Raw genomic sequence first — 22,323 nt, 5'->3', positions numbered from 1 at the left:
AGTGTGAAGCCCACCTCAAGATGAGATTTCCCATTTCTTTAAGAAAGTAAGACCCCTGAGAGATGATCAGGTAGATAGGTTGGAAGTGGAAGGCTAGTGATAGTTGGAGCGGACCAATACTAATCGGTCGAGGACTTAACCAAAGAATGGATAAGTAAAAGCAACTTGGTTATTTTGATTCAAACTTCAATCCAGTTTTGAGTGAATGAAGATTCAACTCAATAAGAAACAACACCCAGTGTGGTGGCGATAGCGAGAAGGATACACCTGTTCCCATGCCGAACACAGAAGTTAAGCTTCTTAGCGCCGATTGTAGTGAAGGGTTTCCCTTTGTGAGAGTAGGACGTCGCCACGCGATTATTCCGGCATAGCTCAGTTGGTAGTAGCGCATGACTGTTAATCATGATGTCGTAGGTTCGAGTCCTACTGCCGGAGTTGAGCAAAAGCAAAAACCAACTTGGTTTTTGCTTTTTTTGTTTTATTCACTATTTTTTGATAAGCTTGAAGAAGGGACCTTAAAAACATTTATAAGATTAAAAGGATCCTACCGAAGAATGAATACATCAAATTTTAGCTATGGTATAATGTGTTTATTATAGTTAGTAAAGCAGAAAAGGAGGAGCGGGTTTGAAAATATTGTTATATTTTGAAGGTGAGAAAATCTTAGCTAAATCAGGTATTGGTCGAGCATTAGATCACCAGAAACGAGCGCTCTCTGAAGTTGGAATAGAATATACATTAGATGCTGATTGCAGTGACTATGATATATTGCATATTAATACATATGGCGTAAATAGCCATCGTATGGTCAGAAAAGCACGTAAACTAGGAAAAAAAGTTATTTATCATGCCCATTCGACAGAAGAAGATTTTCGTAATTCCTTTATTGGGTCTAATCAACTGGCACCATTAGTAAAAAAATATCTTATCAGTTTGTATTCCAAAGCGGATCATTTAATTACACCAACACCGTATTCTAAAACATTGCTAGAAGGATATGGCATTAGAGTGCCTATTTCGGCGATCTCAAATGGTATTGATTTATCACGCTTTTATCCCTCAGAAGAAAAGGAACAAAAATTCCGAGAATATTTTAAAATAGATGAAGAGAAAAAAGTAATTATTTGTGTGGGATTATTTTTTGAACGTAAAGGAATCACTGATTTTATTGAAGTTGCGCGACAGTTACCAGAGTATCAATTTATTTGGTTTGGTGATACACCAATGTATTCTATCCCAAAAAATATTCGACAATTAGTTAAAGAAGATCATCCAGAAAATGTTATTTTCCCAGGTTATATTAAAGGAGATGTCATCGAAGGGGCCTATGCGGCAGCGAATCTCTTCTTTTTCCCTTCGCGTGAAGAAACGGAAGGAATTGTTGTCTTAGAAGCATTAGCTAGTCAGCAACAAGTTTTAGTGCGTGATATTCCAGTTTATCAAGGCTGGCTAGTAGCTAATGAAAATTGTTATATGGGTCATTCTATTGAAGAATTTAAAAAATATATTGAAGGCTTATTAGAAGGGAAAATACCTAGCACTAGAGAAGCAGGCTATCAAGTAGCAGAGCAAAGAAGTATCAAGCAAATTGGTTACGAGTTAAAAGAAGTCTACGAAACAGTCTTATCTTAACAAATATTGAAGGCAGTTATTGTTAGATGAAATGGAGGTAATGAGAGTGAAAATTGGTTTTTTTACTGATACGTATTTCCCGCAAGTGAGTGGGGTAGCGACTTCTATTAAGACCTTAAAAGATGAATTAGAAAAGCACGGCCATGAAGTGTATATTTTTACGACAACCGATCCTAACGCGACTGATTTTGAAGAAGATGTCATACGAATGCCTAGTGTGCCATTCGTATCTTTTAAAGATCGCCGAGTAGTGGTTCGCGGTATGTGGTATGCCTATTTAATTGCCAAAGAATTGGAATTAGATTTAATTCATACACATACTGAATTTGGTGCGGGTATTTTAGGGAAAATGGTTGGGAAAAAAATGAAAATTCCTGTCATCCATACGTATCATACGATGTATGAAGATTACTTACATTATATTGCTAAAGGAAAAGTTGTCCGTCCATCACATGTTAAATTCTTTTCAAGAGTGTTTACAAATCATACGACAGGTGTTGTTTGTCCCAGTGAACGTGTAATTGAAAAATTACGGGATTATGGAGTGACTGCACCAATGAGAATTATTCCAACAGGGATCGAAATTGATAAGTTTTTACGTCCCGATATTACTGAGGAAATGATCGCTGGAATGCGTCAACAACTAGGTATTGAAGAGCAACAGATTATGTTGTTATCGTTAAGTCGAATTTCTTATGAAAAAAATATTCAAGCAATTATTCAAGGATTACCACAAATTATTGAAAAATTACCACAAACTCGTTTAGTAATAGTTGGAAATGGTCCCTATCTAGAGGATTTAAAAGAATTAGCAGAAGAACTAGAAGTCAGTGAATACGTTCAATTTACGGGTGAAGTGCCAAATGAAGAAGTCGCGATTTATTATAAAGCTGCTGACTATTTTGTCAGCGCCTCAACGTCGGAAACACAAGGCTTAACTTATACAGAAGCGATGGCCGCTGGCGTTCAATGTGTTGCAGAAGGGAACGCCTATTTAAATAATTTATTTGATCATGAAAGCTTAGGCAAAACTTTTAAGACAGACAGTGATTTTGCCCCAACATTGATTGACTATATACAAGCAAATATTAAAATGGACCAAACTATTTTAGATGAAAAATTATTTGAAATTTCTTCTACAAACTTTGGCAACAAAATGATTGAATTTTATCAAGATACATTGATTTACTTTGATCAACTTCAAATGGAAAAAGAAAATGCGGACTCAATAAAAAAAATTAAAGTAAAATTTACATCTTTAAGAAAATAAACTGCAAAACTTTCCTCCTTCGTTTATACTGAAGGAGGAAAGTTTTTTATTTTAAGAACGGAGGAAGCTACTATGTCTAAAATCGGCTTTATTGGAACGGGTGTCATGGGGAAATCAATTATTCGTAACATGATGAAAAACAATTTATCTGTCAATGTTTACAATCGAACAAAAAGTAAAACAGATGATTTAGTTGCTGAAGGAGCAGTTTGGTATGATACGCCAAAAGCAATTGCGGAAGCGAGTGATATCATTTTTACAATGGTTGGCTTTCCTTCAGATGTTGAAGGCGTGTATTTTAATGAAACAGGGATTTTTCAAGCAGATCTTACAGGTAAAATAGTAGTAGATTTAACCACAAGTACGCCGACCTTGGCTGAAAAGATTGCCAAAAAAGCAGCAGAAGTGGGTGCTCATGCGTTGGATGCGCCAGTTTCTGGTGGTGACTTAGGTGCTAAAAATGGTACTTTAACAATTATGGTTGGTGGCGATCAAGAAAGTTATGACACCGTCTTACCAATTTTCAAAACATTTGGTAAAACGTTTATGCTACACGGCTCAGCTGGAAAAGGGCAACATACTAAGATGGCGAATCAGTTAATGATTGCAGGCACAATGACCGGTTTGACTGAAATGCTCGTTTATGCAAATGCGACAGGATTAACTTTAGAAAAAGTTCTGGAAACAGTCGGTGGTGGTAGTGCTGCGAACTGGTCATTAAGTAATTATGGTCCGCGTATTTTAAAAGAAGATTATACGCCAGGCTTTTTTGTTAAACATTTTATCAAAGATTTAAAGATTGCGTTAGATGAAGCAAAAAAACTTGACCTTCCATTGCCAGCGACGCAAAAAGCGACAGAATTATATGAAAGCCTTGCAGATAAAGGGTTTGAAAATGATGGCACACAGGCCTTAATTAAGCTTTGGTGGACAGATGGCAAGCAACCAACGAATAAAAATTAAAGAACAACAAAAAAATCAAAAAAAATGACGAAAAATCATGCAAGTTAGGCAATGTTTTGTTACAATGGTACAGAACTAGTTTGCAAAAGGAGGCCCACTGATGAAACATTCACAACTTGTGGCGATTATTAAGAGACTGGAAGCAATGATCGAAGCAGCAGATAATGAAGTACAAGTACGCCGCTTTGAACGTGAAGGCGTAGAGAAATGTATTGTAAGTTTTGATAAATCAACAGAAACATTTGAATTAACAGAATCTGATACGCACCAAAGCTATCAATTCGATAACATCGATATTGTAGCAATGGAAATTTACGACTTAATTCAATAATTAATCGTCCTACATTTTAATAAGGGAGTGGAGTAGAAGCACCAAAGCTTCTGGTTCACTCTCTTCTCGTATTATCCAGTCAAGTTGTAGCAATAGCTTAGTGGGAGTTTAAGAATTATATAACAAAAATCACTGGCACTTCTCAATCAGGGGAGTGCCAGTGATGCTTTTTAGTTGCACTTCTTTCCTTTTTCTGTGAAAATAGTTTGGGTATCAAAGTAATTGATCCTTTTTTTAAAAGCCTCGTCCCTTGAAAATGCGCCTTTTTTGAAATATTTGAAGAATATTTCATTAAAAATATAGAAAATTCTCTTGCATTCTTTGCTTATTTACGATATAGTTTGAACATCAAATGTTTTGATAATCAAAGTATATGGATGGTGCACAGAATGGAACCTAATTTAGAAACAGTCAACGATTACTTAGTCAGTGTCTTTAATGACATCTTAACGATTGAAGAATCTGAATTGAAAAAATCACAATTTAATGATTTATCCATTACGGAGATGCACACAATCGAAGCAATTGGTATGTACAAGAAAAAAACGTCTTCAGAAGTAGCCAAGGAACTGTCAATTACCGTCGGAACACTTACTGTAGCGATTAACAACTTAGTTAAAAAAGGCTATGTTGAACGTTTGCGTAGTGAAGATGATCGACGTGTAGTAAAGCTTGGCTTAACCAAAAAGGGAAAATTACTTTTTAGAGTCCATCAGCATTTTCATCGTGAAATGGTTAAAAACATTTTGAAAGGCATGGAGCAAGAAGAAGAACAAGCGCTGTTAAGAGCACTAAAAAATCTTCATGATTTCTTGCAAGAATACAAATAAAAAGTGAGGATCCCCATGAAGAATTATGCACGAATTAGTTGTACAAGCCGTTATGTTCCAGAGAATTGTGTCACGAATCACCAACTGAGTGAAATGATGGATACCTCTGATGAATGGATACATTCGCGAACAGGCATTAGTGAACGTCGCATCGTTACGCAAGAAAATACGTCTGATTTATGTCATCAAGTCGCAAAACAGTTATTGGAAAAATCTGGAAAGCAAGCAAGTGAGATTGACTTTATTTTAGTTGCAACAGTGACACCAGATTTCAATATGCCTTCTGTTGCTTGCCAAGTGCAAGGCGCAATTGGCGCCACTGAGGCCTTTGCTTTTGACATCAGTGCAGCGTGTTCTGGTTTTGTCTATGCCTTAAGCATGGCAGAAAAACTAGTCTTAAGTGGTCGTTATCAAACAGGTCTAGTAATTGGTGGCGAAACATTTTCCAAAATGTTGGATTGGACCGATCGCTCCACAGCGGTGCTTTTCGGTGATGGGGCTGCCGGCGTCTTGATTGAAGAGGCTGAGACACCGCATTTTCTAAATGAAAAATTACAAGCAGATGGACAACGGTGGGCGGCTTTAACGTCAGGCTACACGATCAACGAAAGTCCTTTTTATCAGGGGCATGAGCAGGCTAGTAAGACGCTACAGATGGAAGGACGTAGTATTTTTGATTTTGCGATTAAAGATGTTTCACAAAATATTTTATCACTCGTGACGGACGAAACCGTGGATTATCTTCTACTACATCAAGCAAATGTGCGCATTATCGATAAAATTGCACGTAAGACGAAGATTTCCCGCGAGAAGTTTTTAACGAATATGGATAAATATGGCAATACCTCAGCTGCTAGTATTCCTATTTTGTTGGATGAAGCAGTTGAAAATGGGACCTTAATTTTAGGTTCCCAACAACGCGTGGTGCTAACAGGATTTGGCGGCGGCTTAACATGGGGCTCACTGCTCCTAACGCTGTAAAAAACTGTTCACATATAAATGAAGAAAATGACTATTTTGGAGGAATATACACATGGTATTTGAAAAAATTCAAGCAATTATCGTAGAAGAATTAGGAAAAGATGCTGAAGAGGTACAATTAACTACAAACATTCAAGAAGAATTAGATGCGGATAGCTTAGATTTATTCCAAATCATTAACGAAATCGAAGATGAATTTGATGTGAAAATCGAAACAGAAGATGGCATCCAAACCGTTCAAGATTTAGTAACATATGTAGAAAAACAACAAGCAAACTAATACATGAAAATAGGGGGCTGGGACATTTAATTGCTAAATGACCCAGTCCCTAAAAAAACAAGTAAATAAGCCGGAAAAATCCTTTTTTACTTGAATGAAGTGTACTTATCTTAGAACTAAAGGACGTATAAAATCAATGAATCAACAGTTATGTGAGTTGCTTGGAATCAATTATCCCATTTTTCAAGGCGGTATGGCTTGGGTAGCCGATGCTTCATTAGCAAGTGCCGTGTCAAACGCTGGTGGATTAGGGATTATTGCTGGCGGCAATGCCCCAAAAGAAGTCGTAAAAAAAGAAATTAAAAAAGTTAAAGAATTAACGGAGCAACCCTTTGGTGTCAATATCATGTTACTTTCACCTTTTGCCGATGAAATTGTCGATTTGGTTTGTGAAGAACAGGTTCCTGTCGTAACGACAGGTGCAGGCAATCCAGCCAAATACATGGCTCGTTTTAAAGAACATAACATTAAAGTAATCCCAGTAGTTCCTTCAGTTGCTTTAGCAAAAAGAATGGAAAAAATTGGTGCCGATGCTGTCATTTTTGAAGGAATGGAAGCTGGTGGACATATTGGCAAGTTAACCACTATGGGTGGCTTACCGCAAATCGTTGACGCTGTGTCAATTCCTGTGATTGCAGCAGGTGGGATTGGTGATGGTCGTGGTATGGCTGCGGCCTTTATGTTAGGTGCTGAAGCAGTCCAGTTAGGCACACGTTTTTTAATTGCCAAAGAATGCAACGTTCATCCAGATTATAAACAGAAAGTTTTAAAGGCACGTGATTTAGATGCAGTAATTACCTGCCAACATTTTGGCCATCCAGTGCGTACTTTAAAAAATAAATTAACCGCTCAATATAATCAATTAGAAAAGCAAGAACTCCAAAAAGAAGTGCCTGATTTAGAAATGTTTGAAAAAATTGGTCAGGGCGCTTTGCGCAAAGCTGTCGTTGACGGGGATATGGATTACGGTTCCGTCATGGCGGGACAAATTGCCGGGTTAATAAAAAAAGAAGAAACAGCCCAAGAAATCATTGATTCACTCATGTCTGAATGCAAAGCGATTGTACATAAGATGAATCAGCGTTGGGGCTAAGTGAATAATTTTAACAAAAAATGAGGTGTCGTATGAAAACAGCGATTTTATTTAGTGGACAAGGAGCCCAGTATCAAGGGATGGGTGAAGAATTATATCACCAAGAAGCGATTGTTCGGGAAACTTTCGATGAAGCAAGTCATATCTTAGGTTATGAGATGGCAGAACTTTGTTTTACTGAAAATGAACGTTTAAATGAAACAGAATATACGCAACCTGCTATTTTAACAGTCAGTGTCGCATTTTACCGTCTTTTGCAACAAAAAGGACTAACGCCTGATGTCGTAGCGGGTTTAAGCTTAGGGGAATACAGTGCTTTGGTTGCCAGCGGGGCTTTGCGCTTTTCAGAAGCAGTGGCCTTGGTCCAAAAGCGCGGTCAGTACATGACAGAAGCAGCACCACACGGAACTGGCAAAATGGTTGCTGTTATGAATGCTGAGCGTGAAGTAATTGAGAAAGCCTGCCAAGAAGCCAGTGCTTTCGGAATTGTGGCTCCAGCAAATTATAATACACCACAACAAATCGTGATTGGTGGTGAGGTTGCTGCTGTTGATCAAGCGATGACACTTCTCAAAGAAGCTGGTGTGAAACGAATGATTCCGTTAAATGTGAGTGGCCCTTTCCATACGGCGCTGTTACAACCAGCATCAAAAAAATTGGCTCAGGATTTAGCAAAATTGAACTTTCAAACGATGCAAATTCCTGTCATTAGTAATACGACTGCCGAAATTATGCCCCAAGAGGCAATTCAAGCGTTATTGGAAAAGCAAGTCATGTCTGCGGTACGTTTTGAAGACAGTATCGAAACGATGAAGGCTATGAACGTGGGAACGATGATTGAAGTTGGTCCAGGGAAAACATTAACTGGTTTTGTTAAAAAAATTGACAAAACAATTGAAATGCACCGTGTGGAAGATGTTGCAACATTAACAGAAACGTTAACAGCACTTACTGGGAGGTAAAAAATGGAATTAACAGGGAAAAACGTATTTATTACTGGAAGCACTCGTGGGATTGGCAAAGCAGTTGCGTTGGCTTTTGCGAAAGAGGGCGCCAATATTGTTTTAAACGGTCGGAGTGAGATTACGCCAGAACAACGACAAGAAATTGAAGCCTTTGGGGTAAAATGTATTGGCCTTTCTGGAGATATTTCCGATTTTGATGCAGCAGGTGAGATGATTCAAGCAACCGTTGACCAATTAGGCTCGATTGATATTCTGGTGAATAACGCTGGGATTACGAATGATAAATTATTATTACGAATGACAAAAGAGGATTTTAATGCCTGTTTAGATATTAACTTGGTAGGAACTTTTAACATGACCCAACAAGCGGTTAAACGTATGATGAAACAACGAAGTGGTCGGATTATTAATATGGCTAGCGTTTCTGGTTTAATGGGAAATGTTGGTCAAGCAAACTACGCTGCGAGTAAAGCCGGTGTCGTTGGTTTTACTAAATCGGTGGCACGAGAAGTTGCGCCGCGCGGTATTACCTGCAATGCGATTGCACCAGGGTTTATCCAAACAGAAATGACGGATGTTTTATCGGAAAAAGTTAAAACACAAATGAATGCGCAAATTCCCTTACAAACGTTTGGGCAAGTCGAAGATGTCGCAGCTACAGCGATTTTCTTAGCTAAAAGTCCCTATATTACTGGGCAAGTCGTGAATGTTGATGGCGGCTTAGTCATGCACGGATAAACGAAAGGAGTCAAAAGGATGAATCGAGTAGTTATTACCGGTTACGGTGTCACCTCGCCGATTGGCAATGAACCTGAGACTTTTTTAGAAAGTTTGAAAACAGGGAAAAATGGTATCGGACCGATTAGTAAATTTGATGTTAGTGAAACAGGTGTCACCTTAGCAGCTGAAGTGAAAGACTTTCCAATGGAAAAATATTTTGTTAAAAAAGATGGCAAACGCATGGATAAGTTTTCGTTATTTGGCATTTATGCGGCCTTAGAAGCAATGGCTATGAGTGGCTTGGATACCAGTCAACTAGATGTGGATCGGTTTGGCGTTATGGTGGGTTCCGGAATTGGTGGTTTGGAAACAATTCAAAATCAAGTAATTCGGATGCACGACAAAGGACCTGAACGTGTGGCACCGTTATTTATTCCAATGGCGATTGGAAACATGGTGGCGGGAAATATTGCTTTACGTGTTGGTGCCAAAGGAATTTGTACGTCAACAGTGACGGCTTGTGCTAGTGCAACTCATTCAATTGGGGAAGCGTTCCGCAATATCAAACATGGCTACTCCGATGTCATTATTGCCGGTGGAGCAGAAGCGCCTATTACAGAAATCGGTATTTCAGGATTTGCTTCCTTGACCGCTTTAACAAAGGCGACTGACCCAGAAAAAGCCTCAATTCCCTTTGATAAAGAACGTAGTGGATTTGTGATGGGAGAAGGAGCGGGTGTCTTTATTTTAGAATCATTAGATCATGCTCTAGAACGAGGCGCAACTATTTTAGGTGAAGTGGTTGGCTATGGTGCTAATTGCGATGCCTATCATATGACATCACCAACACCAGATGGGAGCGGCGCAGCGAAAGCCATGGTACTAGCAATGGAAGAAGCTGGGATTTCTCCAGAAAAAATTGGCTATATTAACGCCCATGGAACAAGCACACAAGCCAATGACAGTGCAGAATCTAAAGCAATTGAATTGGCTTTAGGTGATGCCGCAAAAACGGCGTATGTAAGTAGTACAAAGAGTATGACGGGACATCTCTTAGGCGCCGCTGGTGGAATTGAAGGAATTGCTACCCTAAATGCTTTACAACATCAATTTATTCCGCCAACCATTAATGTGGAAAATCAAGATGAAGCAATTACGGTGAACGTTGTTTTAAACGAAAGCAAAGAGCATAAATTTGATTATGCTTTAAGTAACTCGCTAGGCTTTGGTGGCCACAATGCAGTTATTTGCTTAAAACGCTGGGAGGATTAACATGCAGTTAGAAGAAGTAAAAGCATTATTAACACAATTTGATCAATCAACTTTAACCGAATTTGATTTACGAGAAGGCTCGTTTGAATTATATATGAATAAAAATACAGTTTCTGGACGAAGTGCCGTAGAACCAGTGGCGCAACCACAAGAAACACCAGTAGCCGCTAGTGGTGTGTCAGTGCCTGTTGAAACAGTTTCTGTCGTTGAAGAAACGCCAACTAATACACCGACAACCAATGAAAAGACAGAAGAAATTACGTCACCTATTGTAGGAATCGTTTATTTACAACCAGCACCAGATAAAGAGAACTTTGTCAAAGTAGGAGACACTGTTAAAACGGGTGACGTTGTGTGTATCGTTGAAGCGATGAAATTAATGAATGAAATTACGGCGACAGTTGACGGTGTGATTACTGAAATATTAGTCAACAATGAAGATGTGGTTGAATTTGGTCAGCCGCTATTCCGAGTTGCTAAAGGAGAATAAAACATGAAATTAACAATTACAGAAATTCAAGAAATTTTACCACATCGCTATCCCTTTTTATTATTAGATAGTGTTGAAGAAGTCATTCCCGGGGAACGCGTTGTAGCGAAAAAGAATGTAACGGTTAATGAGCAAGTTTTTCAAGGTCATTTTCCTGGGAATCCTGTTTTACCAGGAGTTTTAATTATTGAATCGTTGGCTCAAGCAGGCGCCGTGGCATTACTTTCAATGCCTGAATTCAAAGGGAAAACGGCATACTTTGGTGGATTAGATAAAGCAAAATTTAGACAAAAGGTAACACCAGGCGACACATTAATTTTAGAGGTTGAACTTTTAAAAGTCCGCGCTTCTGCTGGAATGGGTAAAGGTGTGGCAAAAGTTAATGGAAAAAAAGTTGCCGAGGCTGAATTAACCTTTATGATTGGATAGGTGAAAAATGTTTTCGAAAGTATTAATCGCAAACCGCGGAGAAATCGCTGTTCGTATTATTCGTGCCTGTCGCGAATTAGGCGTTCAAACAGTTGCTGTTTACTCTGAAGCGGATCAAGAAGCGTTACACACACAGTTAGCAGATGAAGCCATTTGTATTGGACCGGCGAAAGCAACTGATTCTTATTTAAATGTTCAAGCTGTTTTAAGTGCAGCGATTGTTACCAATGCTGAAGCGATTCATCCAGGGTTTGGTTTCTTATCTGAAAATAGTCAATTTGCTTCAATGTGCGAAGAATGTAACATTACTTTTATCGGTCCTAAAGCAGAAACGATTGATGCAATGGGCAATAAAATAAACGCACGTCAACTGATGCAAAAAGCCAAGGTACCTGTTATTCCTGGGAGTGATGGCGTCATTGATTCTGTCGAAGAAGCGTTGACGATTGCTGAAGAAATTGGTTACCCAGTTATGTTAAAGGCAGCTGCTGGTGGTGGCGGAAAAGGAATCCGAAAAGTTCTTTCAAAAGAAGAGTTACCGAAACACTTTACTTCAGCGCAGCAAGAAGCCAAAGCCGCATTTGGTAATGATGATATGTATTTAGAAAAAATTATTTATCCAGCACGTCATATCGAAGTGCAAATTTTAGGTGATCAATATGGGCATGTGATTCACTTAGGGGAACGTGATTGCTCACTACAAAGAAATAATCAAAAAGTGTTAGAAGAATCACCATCGATTGCTATTTCTGAAGAAAAGCGTCAGATGTTAGGCGAAACGGCCGTTCGAGCGGCACAAGCTGTGCATTATGAAAATGCCGGAACCATTGAATTTTTGATGGATCCAGCTGGCGACTTTTATTTCATGGAAATGAATACCCGCATCCAAGTCGAACATCCAGTTACGGAAATGGTAACAGGGATTGATTTAGTCAAAGCACAATTAGAAATTGCTTCAGGTGAACCTTTAGGCTATACCCAAGAGGATGTTATCCTGACTGGGCATGCGATTGAGTGCCGAATTAACGCTGAAAATCCTGCCTTTAATTTTGCTCCTTCACCAGGTAAAATTCAAAATCTCTTGTTGCCTAGTGGTGGAATGGGCTTGCGTGTAGACAGCGCTATGTATTCAGGGTATTCAATTCCGCCTTATTATGATTCAATGATTGCAAAAGTCATCGTACATGGTGAAAATCGTTTTGATGCCTTGATGAAAATGCAAAGGGCTTTAAATGAAATTGTAACAGAAGGTATTATTACGAATGCCGAATTCCAATTAGATTTAATTACACATGACAATGTTTTGACAGGTGACTATGACACAAGCTTTTTACAAGAAACATTTCTACCAAATTGGGAGCCAGAAAGCAATCATTAAAGAAAGAACGCCGCAAGAGCTGTGCTCTTGCCGCTAAAATACGAGGAGTAAGCAAATGGCATTATTTAAAAAGAAAAATTACATTCGCATTAATCCAAATCGTGCTGATGCAAATGATGCATCAAAGAAGCCTTCTGTTCCAGATAATATGTGGGCAAAATGCCCTTCTTGTAAGCGAACACTGTATACAAAAGAAATGGGTGCAGAAAAAATCTGTCCGCATTGTGGCTATAGTTTTCGGATTGGTGCATGGGAACGATTAGCGATAACCGTTGATGAAAAAAGTTTCCACAATTGGGACAGTGAATTAGTGACAAAAGATCCACTAAATTTTCCTGGTTATCTTGAAAAAATTGAAAAAATGCAAGAAAAAACTGGGCTAGATGAAGCTGTCTTAACGGGAGAAGCAACAATTGAAGGACAAGCTGTTGCAATTGGAATCATGGACGCTAATTTTATCATGGGCAGTATGGGAACGATTGTTGGTGAAAAAATCACACGCTTGTTTGAGCGGGCGACAGAAAAGCATTTACCAGTAGTGATTTTCACTGCATCTGGTGGTGCCCGTATGCAAGAAGGAATTTTTTCATTGATGCAAATGGCGAAAATTTCGGCCGCTTTGCAACGGCATAACAAAGCAGGCTTGCTGTATCTTACGGTATTGACTGATCCAACGACTGGCGGTGTTACAGCAAGTTTTGCGATGGATGGCGATATTATTTTGGCAGAGCCTCAGAGTTTAATCGGTTTTGCTGGCCGCCGTGTAATTGAACAAACGATTCGTCAAGAGTTGCCAGATGATTTTCAAAAGGCCGAGTTTCTTTTAGAACATGGTTTTGTAGATCAGATTGTGCCAAGAAATCTTTTGCGTCAACGATTGAGCGACTTGTTACGTTTACATTCTTTGGAAGGGTGGCGCTAACATGGAAAAGAAAACAGCCAATGATGTTGTTACCTTGGCAAGAGACCAAGATCGTTTGACAACTTTAGAATATATAGAAGCCATTTTTGAGGACTTTTTAGAATTTCATGGGGATCGTTACTTTGCCGATGATTTAGCTGTAGTCGGTGGTGTTGCTACTTTGCAAGGGAAACCAGTTACGGTGATAGGTATCCAAAAAGGCCGAAATCTACCAGAAAATATTGAACGTAATTTTGGTTCACCTAATCCTGAAGGGTATCGCAAAGCGTTACGTTTAATGAAACAAGCGGAAAAATTTAACCGCCCAGTCATTACCTTTGTGAACACTGCTGGTGCCTATTGTGGGATTGGTGCCGAAGAGCGGGGAGAAGGGGAAGCCATTGCGCAAAACTTGTTAGAAATGTCTGATTTGAAAGTGCCAATCATTTCAGTCATCATTGGTGAGGGCGGTAGTGGCGGTGCTTTGGCTTTAGCAGTCGCAGATGAAGTTTGGATGTTGGAACACACGATTTATGCGGTTCTTTCGCCAGAAGGTTTCGCCTCTATTTTGTGGAAAGATGGCAGTCGTGCGAAAGAAGCAGCAGAATTGATGAAAATCACAGCGACAGAGCTGAAGGAATTAGCTATTGTAGATAAAGTAATTCCAGAAGTTATGAACGGTCAGCCTCTGGAACAAGCAAAAATTAATCGCATGTTACAAAAAGCGTTCATTTCAAAATTAACTGAATTAGCTAAATTAGATACGGAAACGTTACTAGAAAAAAGATACCAACGTTTTCGCAAATATTAGAAGTTACTACTCATCAACGAACTTTTCAGGGGTTGATGGGTGGCTTTTTTTATTTTTTCTTTTATTTTACTTGTTCTTTTACAAGGAACGACCGTCCTTTATAGAAATTTTCAGTAAAATGCAGTATAATACAATAGGTAGAGACTGAAGCATAATTGTTTAGTTATGTTTCAGTCTCTTAAAATCGAAGAAACTACATAGTGTCAGTGAGAGGAGTCACGATGTTTTCAAAATATAAACCGACATGGATGATTGATGCGATTTATAAAATTACCCCCGCACAATTAAAAAAACTAGGGATTAAGGCAGTACTAACTGACTTAGATAATACGTTAATTGCTTGGAATAATCCCGATGGAACAGAAGAATTAAAAACTTGGTTATTAGAAATGAAAAATGCAGGAATTACTGTCCTCGTTGTTTCAAACAACAAAGACAGCCGGATTAAACGCGTTGTTGAAAAGTTTGACTTAGATTATGTAGCACGTGCCTTGAAACCAACCGCACGTGGCTTCAAATTAGCAGAAAAAAAATTAGGCTTGAAGCCATCTGAAATGTTAATGGTCGGCGATCAGATTATGACAGATATTCGGGGAGCTAACGCAGCGGGTATACGCAATGTTTTAGTTCAACCGATTGTCGATACAGATGGCTGGAATACTAGAATCAATCGGTTTTTTGAACGGAAAATTATGAAATACTTATCAAAAAAACATCCAGAAATGACATGGAGAGGCGGATTAGAATGACAGAGGCAATTCATTGTATTGGCTGTGGTGCGATTATCCAAACGGAAAATCCTCATGAATTAGGCTATACACCAAAAACAGCTTTCGAAAAAGGAATGGAAACAGGGGAAGTTTATTGCCAACGTTGTTTTCGCTTAAGACATTATAATGACATTCAAGATGTCCAATTAACAGACGATGACTTTTTACGTTTATTGAATGGTTTAGGAACAGAAGATGCACTGATTGTGAACGTAGTGGATATTTTTGACTTTAATGGCTCTCTTATTCCAGGACTGCATCGTTTTATCGGAGATAATCCTGTGTTGTTAGTTGGCAATAAAGTGGATATTTTGCCTAAATCATTAAAAAAACCTAAAATGGTTCAATGGATGAGAGAACGGGCCCATGAAGCAGGATTACGCCCTGTTGATGTTTTACTAACAAGTGGCAAGAAACCACAAGAAATGCAAGAGTTATTAGATACAATCGAAAAATATCGTGAAGGCCGAGACGTTTATGTCGTAGGTGTGACCAATGTTGGAAAATCAACATTAATCAATCAAATCATTCAACAAACAGTGGGTGTTCAAGATGTGATTACGACATCACAATTTCCTGGAACAACGCTAGATAAAATTGAAATTCCATTAGACGATGGCCACTTCTTAATCGATACGCCCGGAATTATTCACCGTCATCAAATGGCACATTACCTAGGTAAAAAAGACTTGAAAATTATTGCACCGCAAAAAGAAATCAAACCGAAAGTTTACCAATTAAATGCTGAACAAACCTTGTTTTTAGGTGGCTTGGCTCGCTTTGATTATGTCCAAGGTGCTAAAAGTTCCTTCATTGCCTACGTTTCCAATGACTTAAATTTACACCGAACAAAAACAGCAACCGCCGATGCTTTTTATGAAAAACATGTTGGTGGCTTATTGCAGCCTCCACGTGCCGATGAAGTCGCTGAGTTTCCTGAATTAGTGCGCTTTGAATTTTCCGTGAAAGAAAAAACGGATATTGTGTTTGCTGGTCTAGGTTGGATTACTGTCACAGAACCTGGTGTAGTCGCTGGTTGGGCGCCTAAAGGTGTCGATGTTTTACGTAGAAAAGCATTAATTTAAATTTTAGAGAGAAGGCAAACAATTTGAAACTTAGAGGAAAACAAAAACGTTATTTACGTAGTCAGGCACACCATTTACAACCTATTTTTCAAGTAGGCAAAGGTGGTTTGAATGACGCAATGATTACACAAATTGATGAAGCGTTGGAAAAACGTGAACTGATTAAAATTACGTTATTACAAAATACAGATGAAGTAGCAGAAGAGGTTGCAGAAGAACTAACAGCAGCCATTCATTGCGATGTGGTACAAATTATTGGTCGCGTGTTGGTCTTATTCAAGCCATCAAGTAAAGAAAAATATCAAAAAATTTCAGCAGCAGTCAAAGAGATTTAATATTGGAGGGATGAACAATGGGAGAAAAAAGACAAGCGCGTCAAGGAGCGGACGTTCTCTTGCAAGAGGAACCGTTACGTTTTCAAACAAGAAAGCAAGTCGGCTTGTTAGGTGGTAATTTTAATCCCGTTCATTTAGCACATCTTGTCATGGCCGATCAAGTTCAAAATCAACTAGGTTTGGACAAAGTTTACTTAATGCCTACGTACTTACCACCACATGTAGACGAAAAGAAAACAATTAGCAGTGAACATCGGTTAGCAATGTTAGAACTAGCAGTGGCTGATAATCCCTGCTTAGATATTGAGCCAATTGAGTTAATTCGCAAAGGCAAAAGTTACACGTATGATACGATGAAAGCTTTAAAAGAAGCCAATCCAGATACTGATTATTATTTTATAATTGGTGGAGATATGGTGGAATACTTGCCCAAATGGCATCGGATTGATGACTTACTCCATTTAGTTCAATTTGTCGGCATTCGGCGTCCTAATTATCCAACGGAATCTACCTATCCAATTATTTGGGTCGATGTTCCGCAGATGGCGATTAGTTCCACTTTGATTAGACAAAAAGTCAAAAGTGGTTGCTCAACACGCTATCTTCTTCCAGAGAATGTGATAAACTATATTCAAGAGAAGGGACTGTATCAAGATGAGCTGGATAACAAATTATGATGCTGCACAACGTGAATTATTAATGCAAAAAGTTCAAATGCAAATGAGTGAACGTCGTTTTCGCCATGTGTTAGGAGTCGAGGAAACAGCTATGGCCTTGGCAGCGAAATATGGTGCCGATGAAGCGAAAGCCAGTATTGCTGCTTTGACGCATGATTACGCCAAAGAACGTCCAAACGATGAATTCGAGTTGATTATTCGCCGAGATGGTTTTGATTTGGCTTTATTAAACTATGGCAATGAAATTTGGCATGGCTTAGTTGGGGCGGATATTGTTCAACGGGAATTAGCCATTGATGACGAAGAAATCTTGCAGGCAATTCGTGTGCATACAACTGGGGCTGCTAAGATGAGCTTGCTAGATAAAATTATTTATGTCGCAGATTACATTGAACCAGGACGTGATTTTCCAGGTGTGAAAGAAGCCCGTGAAATTGCCCTTGTTGACTTAGATGCAGCGGTTGCTTATGAAACGAAACATACCTTGTTACATTTGATTGAACAAGAACATAAAATTTATCCAAAAACGTTAGAGACCTACAATCAATGGGTCGTTAATCAAAAATAAAAGAAGAAAGAATTACTAGGAGGGAACTATCATAGATAGCCAGAAAATTTTAGAAATTGCTGTCAAAGCAGCAGATTCAAAACGAGCAGAAGAAATTGTCGCATTAGACGTAAGAGAGATTTCATTATTAGCAGATTATTTTTTAATTTGCCAAGCCAATAGTGAACGTCAAATCAATGCGATTGTTGATGAAATTAACGAACAAGAAGCCAAAAATCAAGTAGAAGTCAAACGTGTGGAAGGTAAAGAAGGCGGAAAATGGATTTTAATCGATTTAGGCGATGTTATTGTCCATGTATTCCAATCTTCAGAACGTGCCTTTTACAATTTAGAAAAATTATGGTCAGATGCCCCAATGGTTGATCTAAGCGCTTGGGTCGACTAAAATGGCCTATGAAACGTTTGCTTTCGTCTATGACGAAGTGATGGACGAAAGCCTATACCAAAAATGGTTGGATTTTTCCAATCGTCATCTCCCACAAGGAACCCAACAAATTCTTGAAATGGCTTGTGGTACAGGCGCTTTAGCAGTTGATTTTGCGAAAAGTGGTTACGATGTGACGGCCTTAGACTTATCAGAAGAAATGTTGATGATTGCTAGTGAACGGGCCTTTGAAGAAGAAGTGCCAGTTCAATTTGTTCAGGGAAATATGCTAGATTTATCTGAAGTGGGACAATACCAAGCCATCACTTGTTTTTCTGATTCACTGTGCTATATGGCTAATCGCCAAGAAGTACAACAAGTGTTCGATGAAGTTTATCAAGCGTTAGAAGAGGAAGGAACGTTCATTTTTGATGTTCATTCTACTTACAAAATTGATTCAGTTTTTCCAGAATATAGCTATCATTATCAAACAGAAGAATTTGCTTTTCTATGGGATAGTTACGCTGGTGAAAAAGAACACAGCATCGAACATTTCTTAACATTTTTTGTGAAAGAACAGGAAACAGATGAGCACTTTGTTCGGTATGATGAATTGCATCAAGAACGAACCTATTCGTTAGATAACTATTTACGAATGTTAGAAAGTGCTGGTTTCATGAACGTCAAAGTTTATGCAGACTTTACAGATGAAGCACCAACTGAAACAAGTGAACGCTGGTTCTTTGTTTGTCAAAGAGATTAATAAGATTTGGCTTATGAGCTTGGGACAGCGCTTAAAAACGTTTGTCTCTTTGCTGATAAGTCCATTTTTTTATAACGGAGGTGGCTAGAGTGAAAGCCTGTGGCATTATCGTGGAATATAATCCCTTTCATAATGGACATCGCTACCATGCCCAACAAGCTCGCCAACAAAGCGGAGCTGAAGTAGTGATTGCTATAATGAGTGGAAATTTTTTACAAAGAGGAGAACCAGCCTTACTAGATAAGTGGGCCAGAGCAGAAGAAGCTTTGCAAAATGGTGTGGATTTAGTCATTGAATTGCCGACAGCTTGGTCGGTACAGTCTGCGGATTACTTTGCCAAAGGCGGTATAAAGTTATTGCAGGCGTTGCAATGTGAGAGCTTATGTTTTGGAACAGATAGTACAAGCGCAATTGATTATGCGGCTTTCGGCCAGTTTGTCCAAGAAAATCAATCCTTAATTGATCAAACGTTCCACGCATTGACAGACAAACAATTGAGTTATCCACAAAAAATGACTGCTGTTTTTCGTCAAGTATATCCTGAAAGCAGGTTCGATTTTTCTTCACCTAATCATATTTTGGGGATGAGTTATGCAAAGGAAAATGCCACGTATCCAACCCCGATGACGCTCTACCCAATTGCTAGAAAACAAGCGGGCTTTCATGATGCAACGATTTCTGGGAAAGTTGCTAGCGCCACGGCGATTAGGCAAAGTGTTTTTCAACAAGAAATAACGCAAGTGCTGCCAACGGTTCCTTCTATAACCGCACAACATTTACAAACACAGACAATGATTTCATGGGAAAATTATTGGCCCTTCCTAAAGTATAAAATTGTTCAATCCTCGTTAGAAGAGTTACAAGCCATTTACCAAATGACGGAAGGACTTGAATATCGACTAAAAGATCAAATCCAAGCAGCAGGTTCTTTTCACGAATTAATGGAACGTATGAAAACGAAGCGTTATACTTGGACAAGATTGCAACGATTAGCAACCTATATATTGTTAAATATGACCAAAGAAGAAGTTGAAACTGTTTGGCAAGACAGCTATCTCCATGTGCTAGGATTTACGCCAAAGGGACAAGCTTATCTAAAAGAAACCAAAGCACAGATTCAATTGCCGGTAATTTCCAAAGTATCTAAAGAAAACCGCGCAATGCTTTCGTTAGATATTCGCGCCAATCAACTATACCAGATGGGAGATTCTTCTTTAAAAGAACAAAATTTTGGTCGGTTTCCCTTACGATTTTCGCCAGATACCTAAAAAATACTTAACAAAAATCAGTTTCCCCAGTATAATAAACAAGGGATAAGATACTAACAACAAATCAGAGAAAGCGAAGTGAGAATATGGGCCGTAAATGGGCAAATATTAAAGAGAAAAAAGCTGCCAAAGACGCAAACAATAGCCGTGTTTATGCAAAATTCGGGATTGAAATTTACGTAGCAGCGAAGTCAGGAGACCCTGATCCTCATGCAAACCAAAAATTACGGTTTGTAATCGAACGCGCCAAAACATACAATGTACCAAAACATATTATTGATCGCGCTATTGAAAAAGCAAAAGGTTCAGCAGATGAACAATATTCTGAATTACGCTATGAAGGATTTGGGCCAAATGGTTCAATGGTCATTGTTGATGCTTTAACAAACAACGTGAACCGAACAGCAGCAGATGTGCGGGCCGCATTTGGTAAAAACGGCGGAAACATGGGTGTCAGCGGTGCTGTTTCCTACATGTTTGATAATACAGGTATCATTGGCTTTGCTGGTGACGATGCGGATGAAATTTTAGAATACTTAATGGAAAAAGACATTGATGTTCGCGATGTTGTTGAAGAAGACGGTCAAATTATCGTTTACACAGAACCAGAAGATTTCCACCATGCACAAGAAGCGTTAAAAGAAAAAGGCATTGAAGAATTCACGGTTACTGAGTTAGAAATGGTTCCACAAAACGAAGTAACATTAGAAGGCGACGATTTAGCGAACTTTGAAAAAATGTTAGACGTTTTAGAAGATTTAGAAGATGTTCAAAAAGTTCATCATAATGTAGATTTACCTGAATAATCCATTTGTTCGTTTGTTTTAAGATTTAGAAAGTGAGCCATCGGTCATTTTGACTGATGGCTCACTTTTTTTCATATAATACATAGAAAAAAGAAAGTTGATTGATAGGTCCATGTGACACAAAGCATTCAATGACAGGTTCAACTTTTGTCTGTTCCATAAATATTTGTCTAAACAATTGAATTAATAGTACAATAGTCTAGTAAGATAGATCATTGAACGGGGTGAATAGGCGTGAAAAAGGGAATGTTAGCGTTTTTTGTCGGGCTAGCGGTTTTATCATTAACTGCTTGTCGGGAACCAAAAGAAAAGAAAGTGACCGCTTCAACGGAGGCATCCTCTAAAGTTGAAGAGACGAATGAAAAAACCAGTGAAACAATTGATAAGACAAACGAACAAGCGAGCAGCAGTGTCGAGTCTAACAAATCAGTGAAAAATGAAGAGCCGACAGCTGATGGAAACAATAGTCAGCTAACTGTAGCTGATTTAGATACTACAGCGATTAATGCTGGCGATTTTACTACTTTAGTTGGAACATGGAAAAATGGTAAAGGAGAGAGTTTGATCATTCATCCTGATGGTAGTACAAATACCGGAGGAATGATTACGAAGGATTCACCTACTGATGAGTCGCGACCAATTACAAGCTTAAGTATTAGGTGGGGGCCTACTGGTGCTGCGTTATTATTATATAAAATTGGTGTTGAAAATCCTAACGGCGACCAATCGGATAAGACGAAACCGCGATTGTTAATTACTCAAGATAGTGGAAATTATCCTGCGGAAGAGTATTACTATCGTTCTTCTGAAGAGGAAATTCAAGACCAAAATGAAGAGGCAAAAATCATCGAGAACCAAGAACAAGCAGAGGCATGTATCAGAAGTACATTGACTGATGCAGAAAATGATGATACGAACCTTGGATTTTTTGGTATGAATGGAAATGACTTCTTTTTTAGAGCCCAATCGAAACAGATGGTTGCAAATGGAGGGACAGGGACTGTCGGTTTTTACAGAGTATCACCACAAGGAGCAGTCAGAATAACGGATGCACGAGGCAACTAAAGATAGTCTCGTGGCAATCTATTTAATTCCTATAAAAGTAGCAAAATAAGAATGAAATGATCACAAAATCTTCACATTTAGTTTGTAAGATATAAGCATATCAACAAACAACCTTAACAACACAAAACACTTTTTCATTTTTAACTCCTTTCCCGTCCTTACCCAAAGGGCGGGTCTTTTTTTGTGTAAAACTATTCGCTCAAGATACCAAAAAGCCAGCTTGTAGTAAGCTGGCTTTTAACTCTTTACATGTTGGCGCTTGTAGACACGAGATAA

The 22,323-nt window shown here is 38.7% G+C and carries 26 protein-coding genes, 1 tRNA gene and 2 rRNA genes (1 of these 29 only partly in view); all 29 read left to right on the top strand.

Translation table 11 applies throughout. The features are described from left to right. Positions 1-143: ribosomal RNA gene (locus IGL56_RS11010) — 23S ribosomal RNA — on the top strand; it begins 2,770 nt to the left of the window's first position. Between the two features lie 96 nt (positions 144-239). Next, a 5S ribosomal RNA gene (gene rrf, locus IGL56_RS11005) occupies positions 240-355 on the top strand. Between the two features lie 6 nt (positions 356-361). Next, positions 362-435, top strand: a tRNA-Asn gene (locus IGL56_RS11000). A gap of 192 nt (positions 436-627) precedes the next feature. Further along, positions 628-1,632: a cell wall glycolipid biosynthesis glucosyltransferase BgsA gene (gene bgsA / locus IGL56_RS10995; RefSeq protein WP_002356269.1), complete on the top strand. Its 1,005-nt coding sequence runs from the start codon at positions 628-630 to the stop codon at positions 1,630-1,632. A gap of 46 nt (positions 1,633-1,678) precedes the next feature. Then, a complete protein-coding gene (gene bgsB, locus IGL56_RS10990) occupies positions 1,679-2,902 on the top strand; it encodes a cell wall glycolipid biosynthesis glucosyltransferase BgsB (protein ID WP_002389260.1) in 1,224 nt (407 codons plus the stop codon). 72 nt (positions 2,903-2,974) lie between these two features. Next, a complete protein-coding gene (locus IGL56_RS10985) occupies positions 2,975-3,865 on the top strand; it encodes an NAD(P)-dependent oxidoreductase (RefSeq protein WP_002356274.1) in 891 nt (296 codons plus the stop codon). 100 nt (positions 3,866-3,965) lie between these two features. After that, positions 3,966-4,196 carry a YkuJ family protein gene (locus IGL56_RS10980; protein ID WP_002379802.1) on the top strand — a complete coding sequence of 77 codons (231 nt, stop codon included), beginning with the start codon at positions 3,966-3,968 and terminating at the stop codon, positions 4,194-4,196. 389 nt (positions 4,197-4,585) lie between these two features. Then, entirely contained in the window at positions 4,586-5,026 is a 441-nt protein-coding gene (gene fabT, locus IGL56_RS10975; protein WP_002362455.1) for a fatty acid biosynthesis transcriptional regulator FabT, read from the top strand. Between the two features lie 15 nt (positions 5,027-5,041). Continuing rightward, positions 5,042-6,007 (top strand): beta-ketoacyl-ACP synthase III, encoded by a 966-nt coding sequence (locus IGL56_RS10970; RefSeq protein ID WP_002356277.1) that lies wholly within the window; start codon positions 5,042-5,044, stop codon positions 6,005-6,007. Between the two features lie 52 nt (positions 6,008-6,059). Then, positions 6,060-6,287, top strand: coding sequence for an acyl carrier protein (locus tag IGL56_RS10965; RefSeq protein WP_002356278.1), 228 nt, complete (start codon positions 6,060-6,062; stop codon positions 6,285-6,287). 136 nt (positions 6,288-6,423) lie between these two features. After that, positions 6,424-7,380, top strand: a complete 957-nt coding sequence (gene fabK, locus IGL56_RS10960) for an enoyl-[acyl-carrier-protein] reductase FabK (protein ID WP_263306688.1) — start codon at positions 6,424-6,426, stop codon at positions 7,378-7,380. A gap of 32 nt (positions 7,381-7,412) precedes the next feature. Then, positions 7,413-8,342 (top strand): ACP S-malonyltransferase, encoded by a 930-nt coding sequence (gene fabD / locus IGL56_RS10955; protein WP_010816045.1) that lies wholly within the window; start codon positions 7,413-7,415, stop codon positions 8,340-8,342. A 3-nt stretch (positions 8,343-8,345) separates the two neighbouring features. Next, entirely contained in the window at positions 8,346-9,083 is a 738-nt protein-coding gene (fabG, locus tag IGL56_RS10950; protein ID WP_002356283.1) for a 3-oxoacyl-[acyl-carrier-protein] reductase, read from the top strand. 18 nt (positions 9,084-9,101) lie between these two features. Then, on the top strand, positions 9,102-10,337 hold the full coding sequence (gene fabF, locus IGL56_RS10945) for a beta-ketoacyl-ACP synthase II (RefSeq protein ID WP_002356284.1): 1,236 nt from the start codon (positions 9,102-9,104) through the stop codon (positions 10,335-10,337). Between the two features lies 1 nt (position 10,338). After that, the gene (gene accB, locus IGL56_RS10940; RefSeq protein ID WP_002356285.1) at positions 10,339-10,827 is read left to right on the top strand and encodes an acetyl-CoA carboxylase biotin carboxyl carrier protein; all 489 of its coding nucleotides are present in this window, start codon (positions 10,339-10,341) and stop codon (positions 10,825-10,827) included. Positions 10,828-10,830: 3 nt separating this feature from the next. Further along, complete coding sequence (gene fabZ / locus IGL56_RS10935; protein ID WP_002356286.1) at positions 10,831-11,256, top strand: 3-hydroxyacyl-ACP dehydratase FabZ; 426 nt, start codon at positions 10,831-10,833, stop codon at positions 11,254-11,256. Between the two features lie 7 nt (positions 11,257-11,263). Next, a complete protein-coding gene (locus IGL56_RS10930) occupies positions 11,264-12,634 on the top strand; it encodes an acetyl-CoA carboxylase biotin carboxylase subunit (RefSeq protein ID WP_002356288.1) in 1,371 nt (456 codons plus the stop codon). Between the two features lie 55 nt (positions 12,635-12,689). Then, positions 12,690-13,556 (top strand): acetyl-CoA carboxylase, carboxyltransferase subunit beta, encoded by an 867-nt coding sequence (gene accD / locus IGL56_RS10925; RefSeq protein ID WP_002356293.1) that lies wholly within the window; start codon positions 12,690-12,692, stop codon positions 13,554-13,556. A 1-nt stretch (position 13,557) separates the two neighbouring features. Then, positions 13,558-14,346, top strand: coding sequence for an acetyl-CoA carboxylase carboxyl transferase subunit alpha (locus IGL56_RS10920; RefSeq protein WP_002356295.1), 789 nt, complete (start codon positions 13,558-13,560; stop codon positions 14,344-14,346). Positions 14,347-14,567: 221 nt separating this feature from the next. Further along, the gene (locus tag IGL56_RS10915; protein ID WP_002356296.1) at positions 14,568-15,095 is read left to right on the top strand and encodes a YqeG family HAD IIIA-type phosphatase; all 528 of its coding nucleotides are present in this window, start codon (positions 14,568-14,570) and stop codon (positions 15,093-15,095) included. Continuing rightward, on the top strand, positions 15,092-16,201 hold the full coding sequence (gene yqeH, locus IGL56_RS10910) for a ribosome biogenesis GTPase YqeH (RefSeq protein WP_002381381.1): 1,110 nt from the start codon (positions 15,092-15,094) through the stop codon (positions 16,199-16,201). Before IGL56_RS10915 ends, yqeH begins: the two co-directional genes overlap by 4 nt. Before the next feature lie 23 nt (positions 16,202-16,224). After that, positions 16,225-16,536, top strand: coding sequence for a ribosome assembly RNA-binding protein YhbY (gene yhbY, locus IGL56_RS10905; protein WP_002356298.1), 312 nt, complete (start codon positions 16,225-16,227; stop codon positions 16,534-16,536). Between the two features lie 17 nt (positions 16,537-16,553). Then, positions 16,554-17,213 (top strand): nicotinate-nucleotide adenylyltransferase, encoded by a 660-nt coding sequence (locus tag IGL56_RS10900; RefSeq protein WP_002365150.1) that lies wholly within the window; start codon positions 16,554-16,556, stop codon positions 17,211-17,213. Next, on the top strand, positions 17,191-17,781 hold the full coding sequence (gene yqeK / locus IGL56_RS10895; protein WP_010816044.1) for a bis(5'-nucleosyl)-tetraphosphatase (symmetrical) YqeK: 591 nt from the start codon (positions 17,191-17,193) through the stop codon (positions 17,779-17,781). The genes IGL56_RS10900 and yqeK overlap by 23 nt, the downstream gene beginning before the upstream one ends. A 46-nt stretch (positions 17,782-17,827) precedes the next feature. Then, positions 17,828-18,166 (top strand): ribosome silencing factor, encoded by a 339-nt coding sequence (gene rsfS, locus IGL56_RS10890; protein WP_033072556.1) that lies wholly within the window; start codon positions 17,828-17,830, stop codon positions 18,164-18,166. Position 18,167: 1 nt separating this feature from the next. Next, the gene (locus IGL56_RS10885) at positions 18,168-18,908 is read left to right on the top strand and encodes a class I SAM-dependent DNA methyltransferase (protein ID WP_002356302.1); all 741 of its coding nucleotides are present in this window, start codon (positions 18,168-18,170) and stop codon (positions 18,906-18,908) included. 80 nt (positions 18,909-18,988) lie between these two features. Then, on the top strand, positions 18,989-20,176 hold the full coding sequence (locus IGL56_RS10880) for a nucleotidyltransferase (protein WP_002356304.1): 1,188 nt from the start codon (positions 18,989-18,991) through the stop codon (positions 20,174-20,176). An 86-nt stretch (positions 20,177-20,262) separates the two neighbouring features. Then, positions 20,263-20,982 (top strand): YebC/PmpR family DNA-binding transcriptional regulator, encoded by a 720-nt coding sequence (locus IGL56_RS10875; RefSeq protein ID WP_002356305.1) that lies wholly within the window; start codon positions 20,263-20,265, stop codon positions 20,980-20,982. Between the two features lie 234 nt (positions 20,983-21,216). Next, positions 21,217-22,047: a DUF6287 domain-containing protein gene (locus tag IGL56_RS10870; protein ID WP_025189121.1), complete on the top strand. Its 831-nt coding sequence runs from the start codon at positions 21,217-21,219 to the stop codon at positions 22,045-22,047. The last annotated feature ends 276 nt before the right edge of the window (positions 22,048-22,323 follow it).

The organism is Enterococcus sp. DIV1316a (genome assembly GCF_050536915.1).
Classification (GTDB): Bacteria; Bacillota; Bacilli; order Lactobacillales; family Enterococcaceae; genus Enterococcus; species Enterococcus faecalis.
This window is presented reverse-complemented; position numbering and strand designations above follow the sequence as displayed.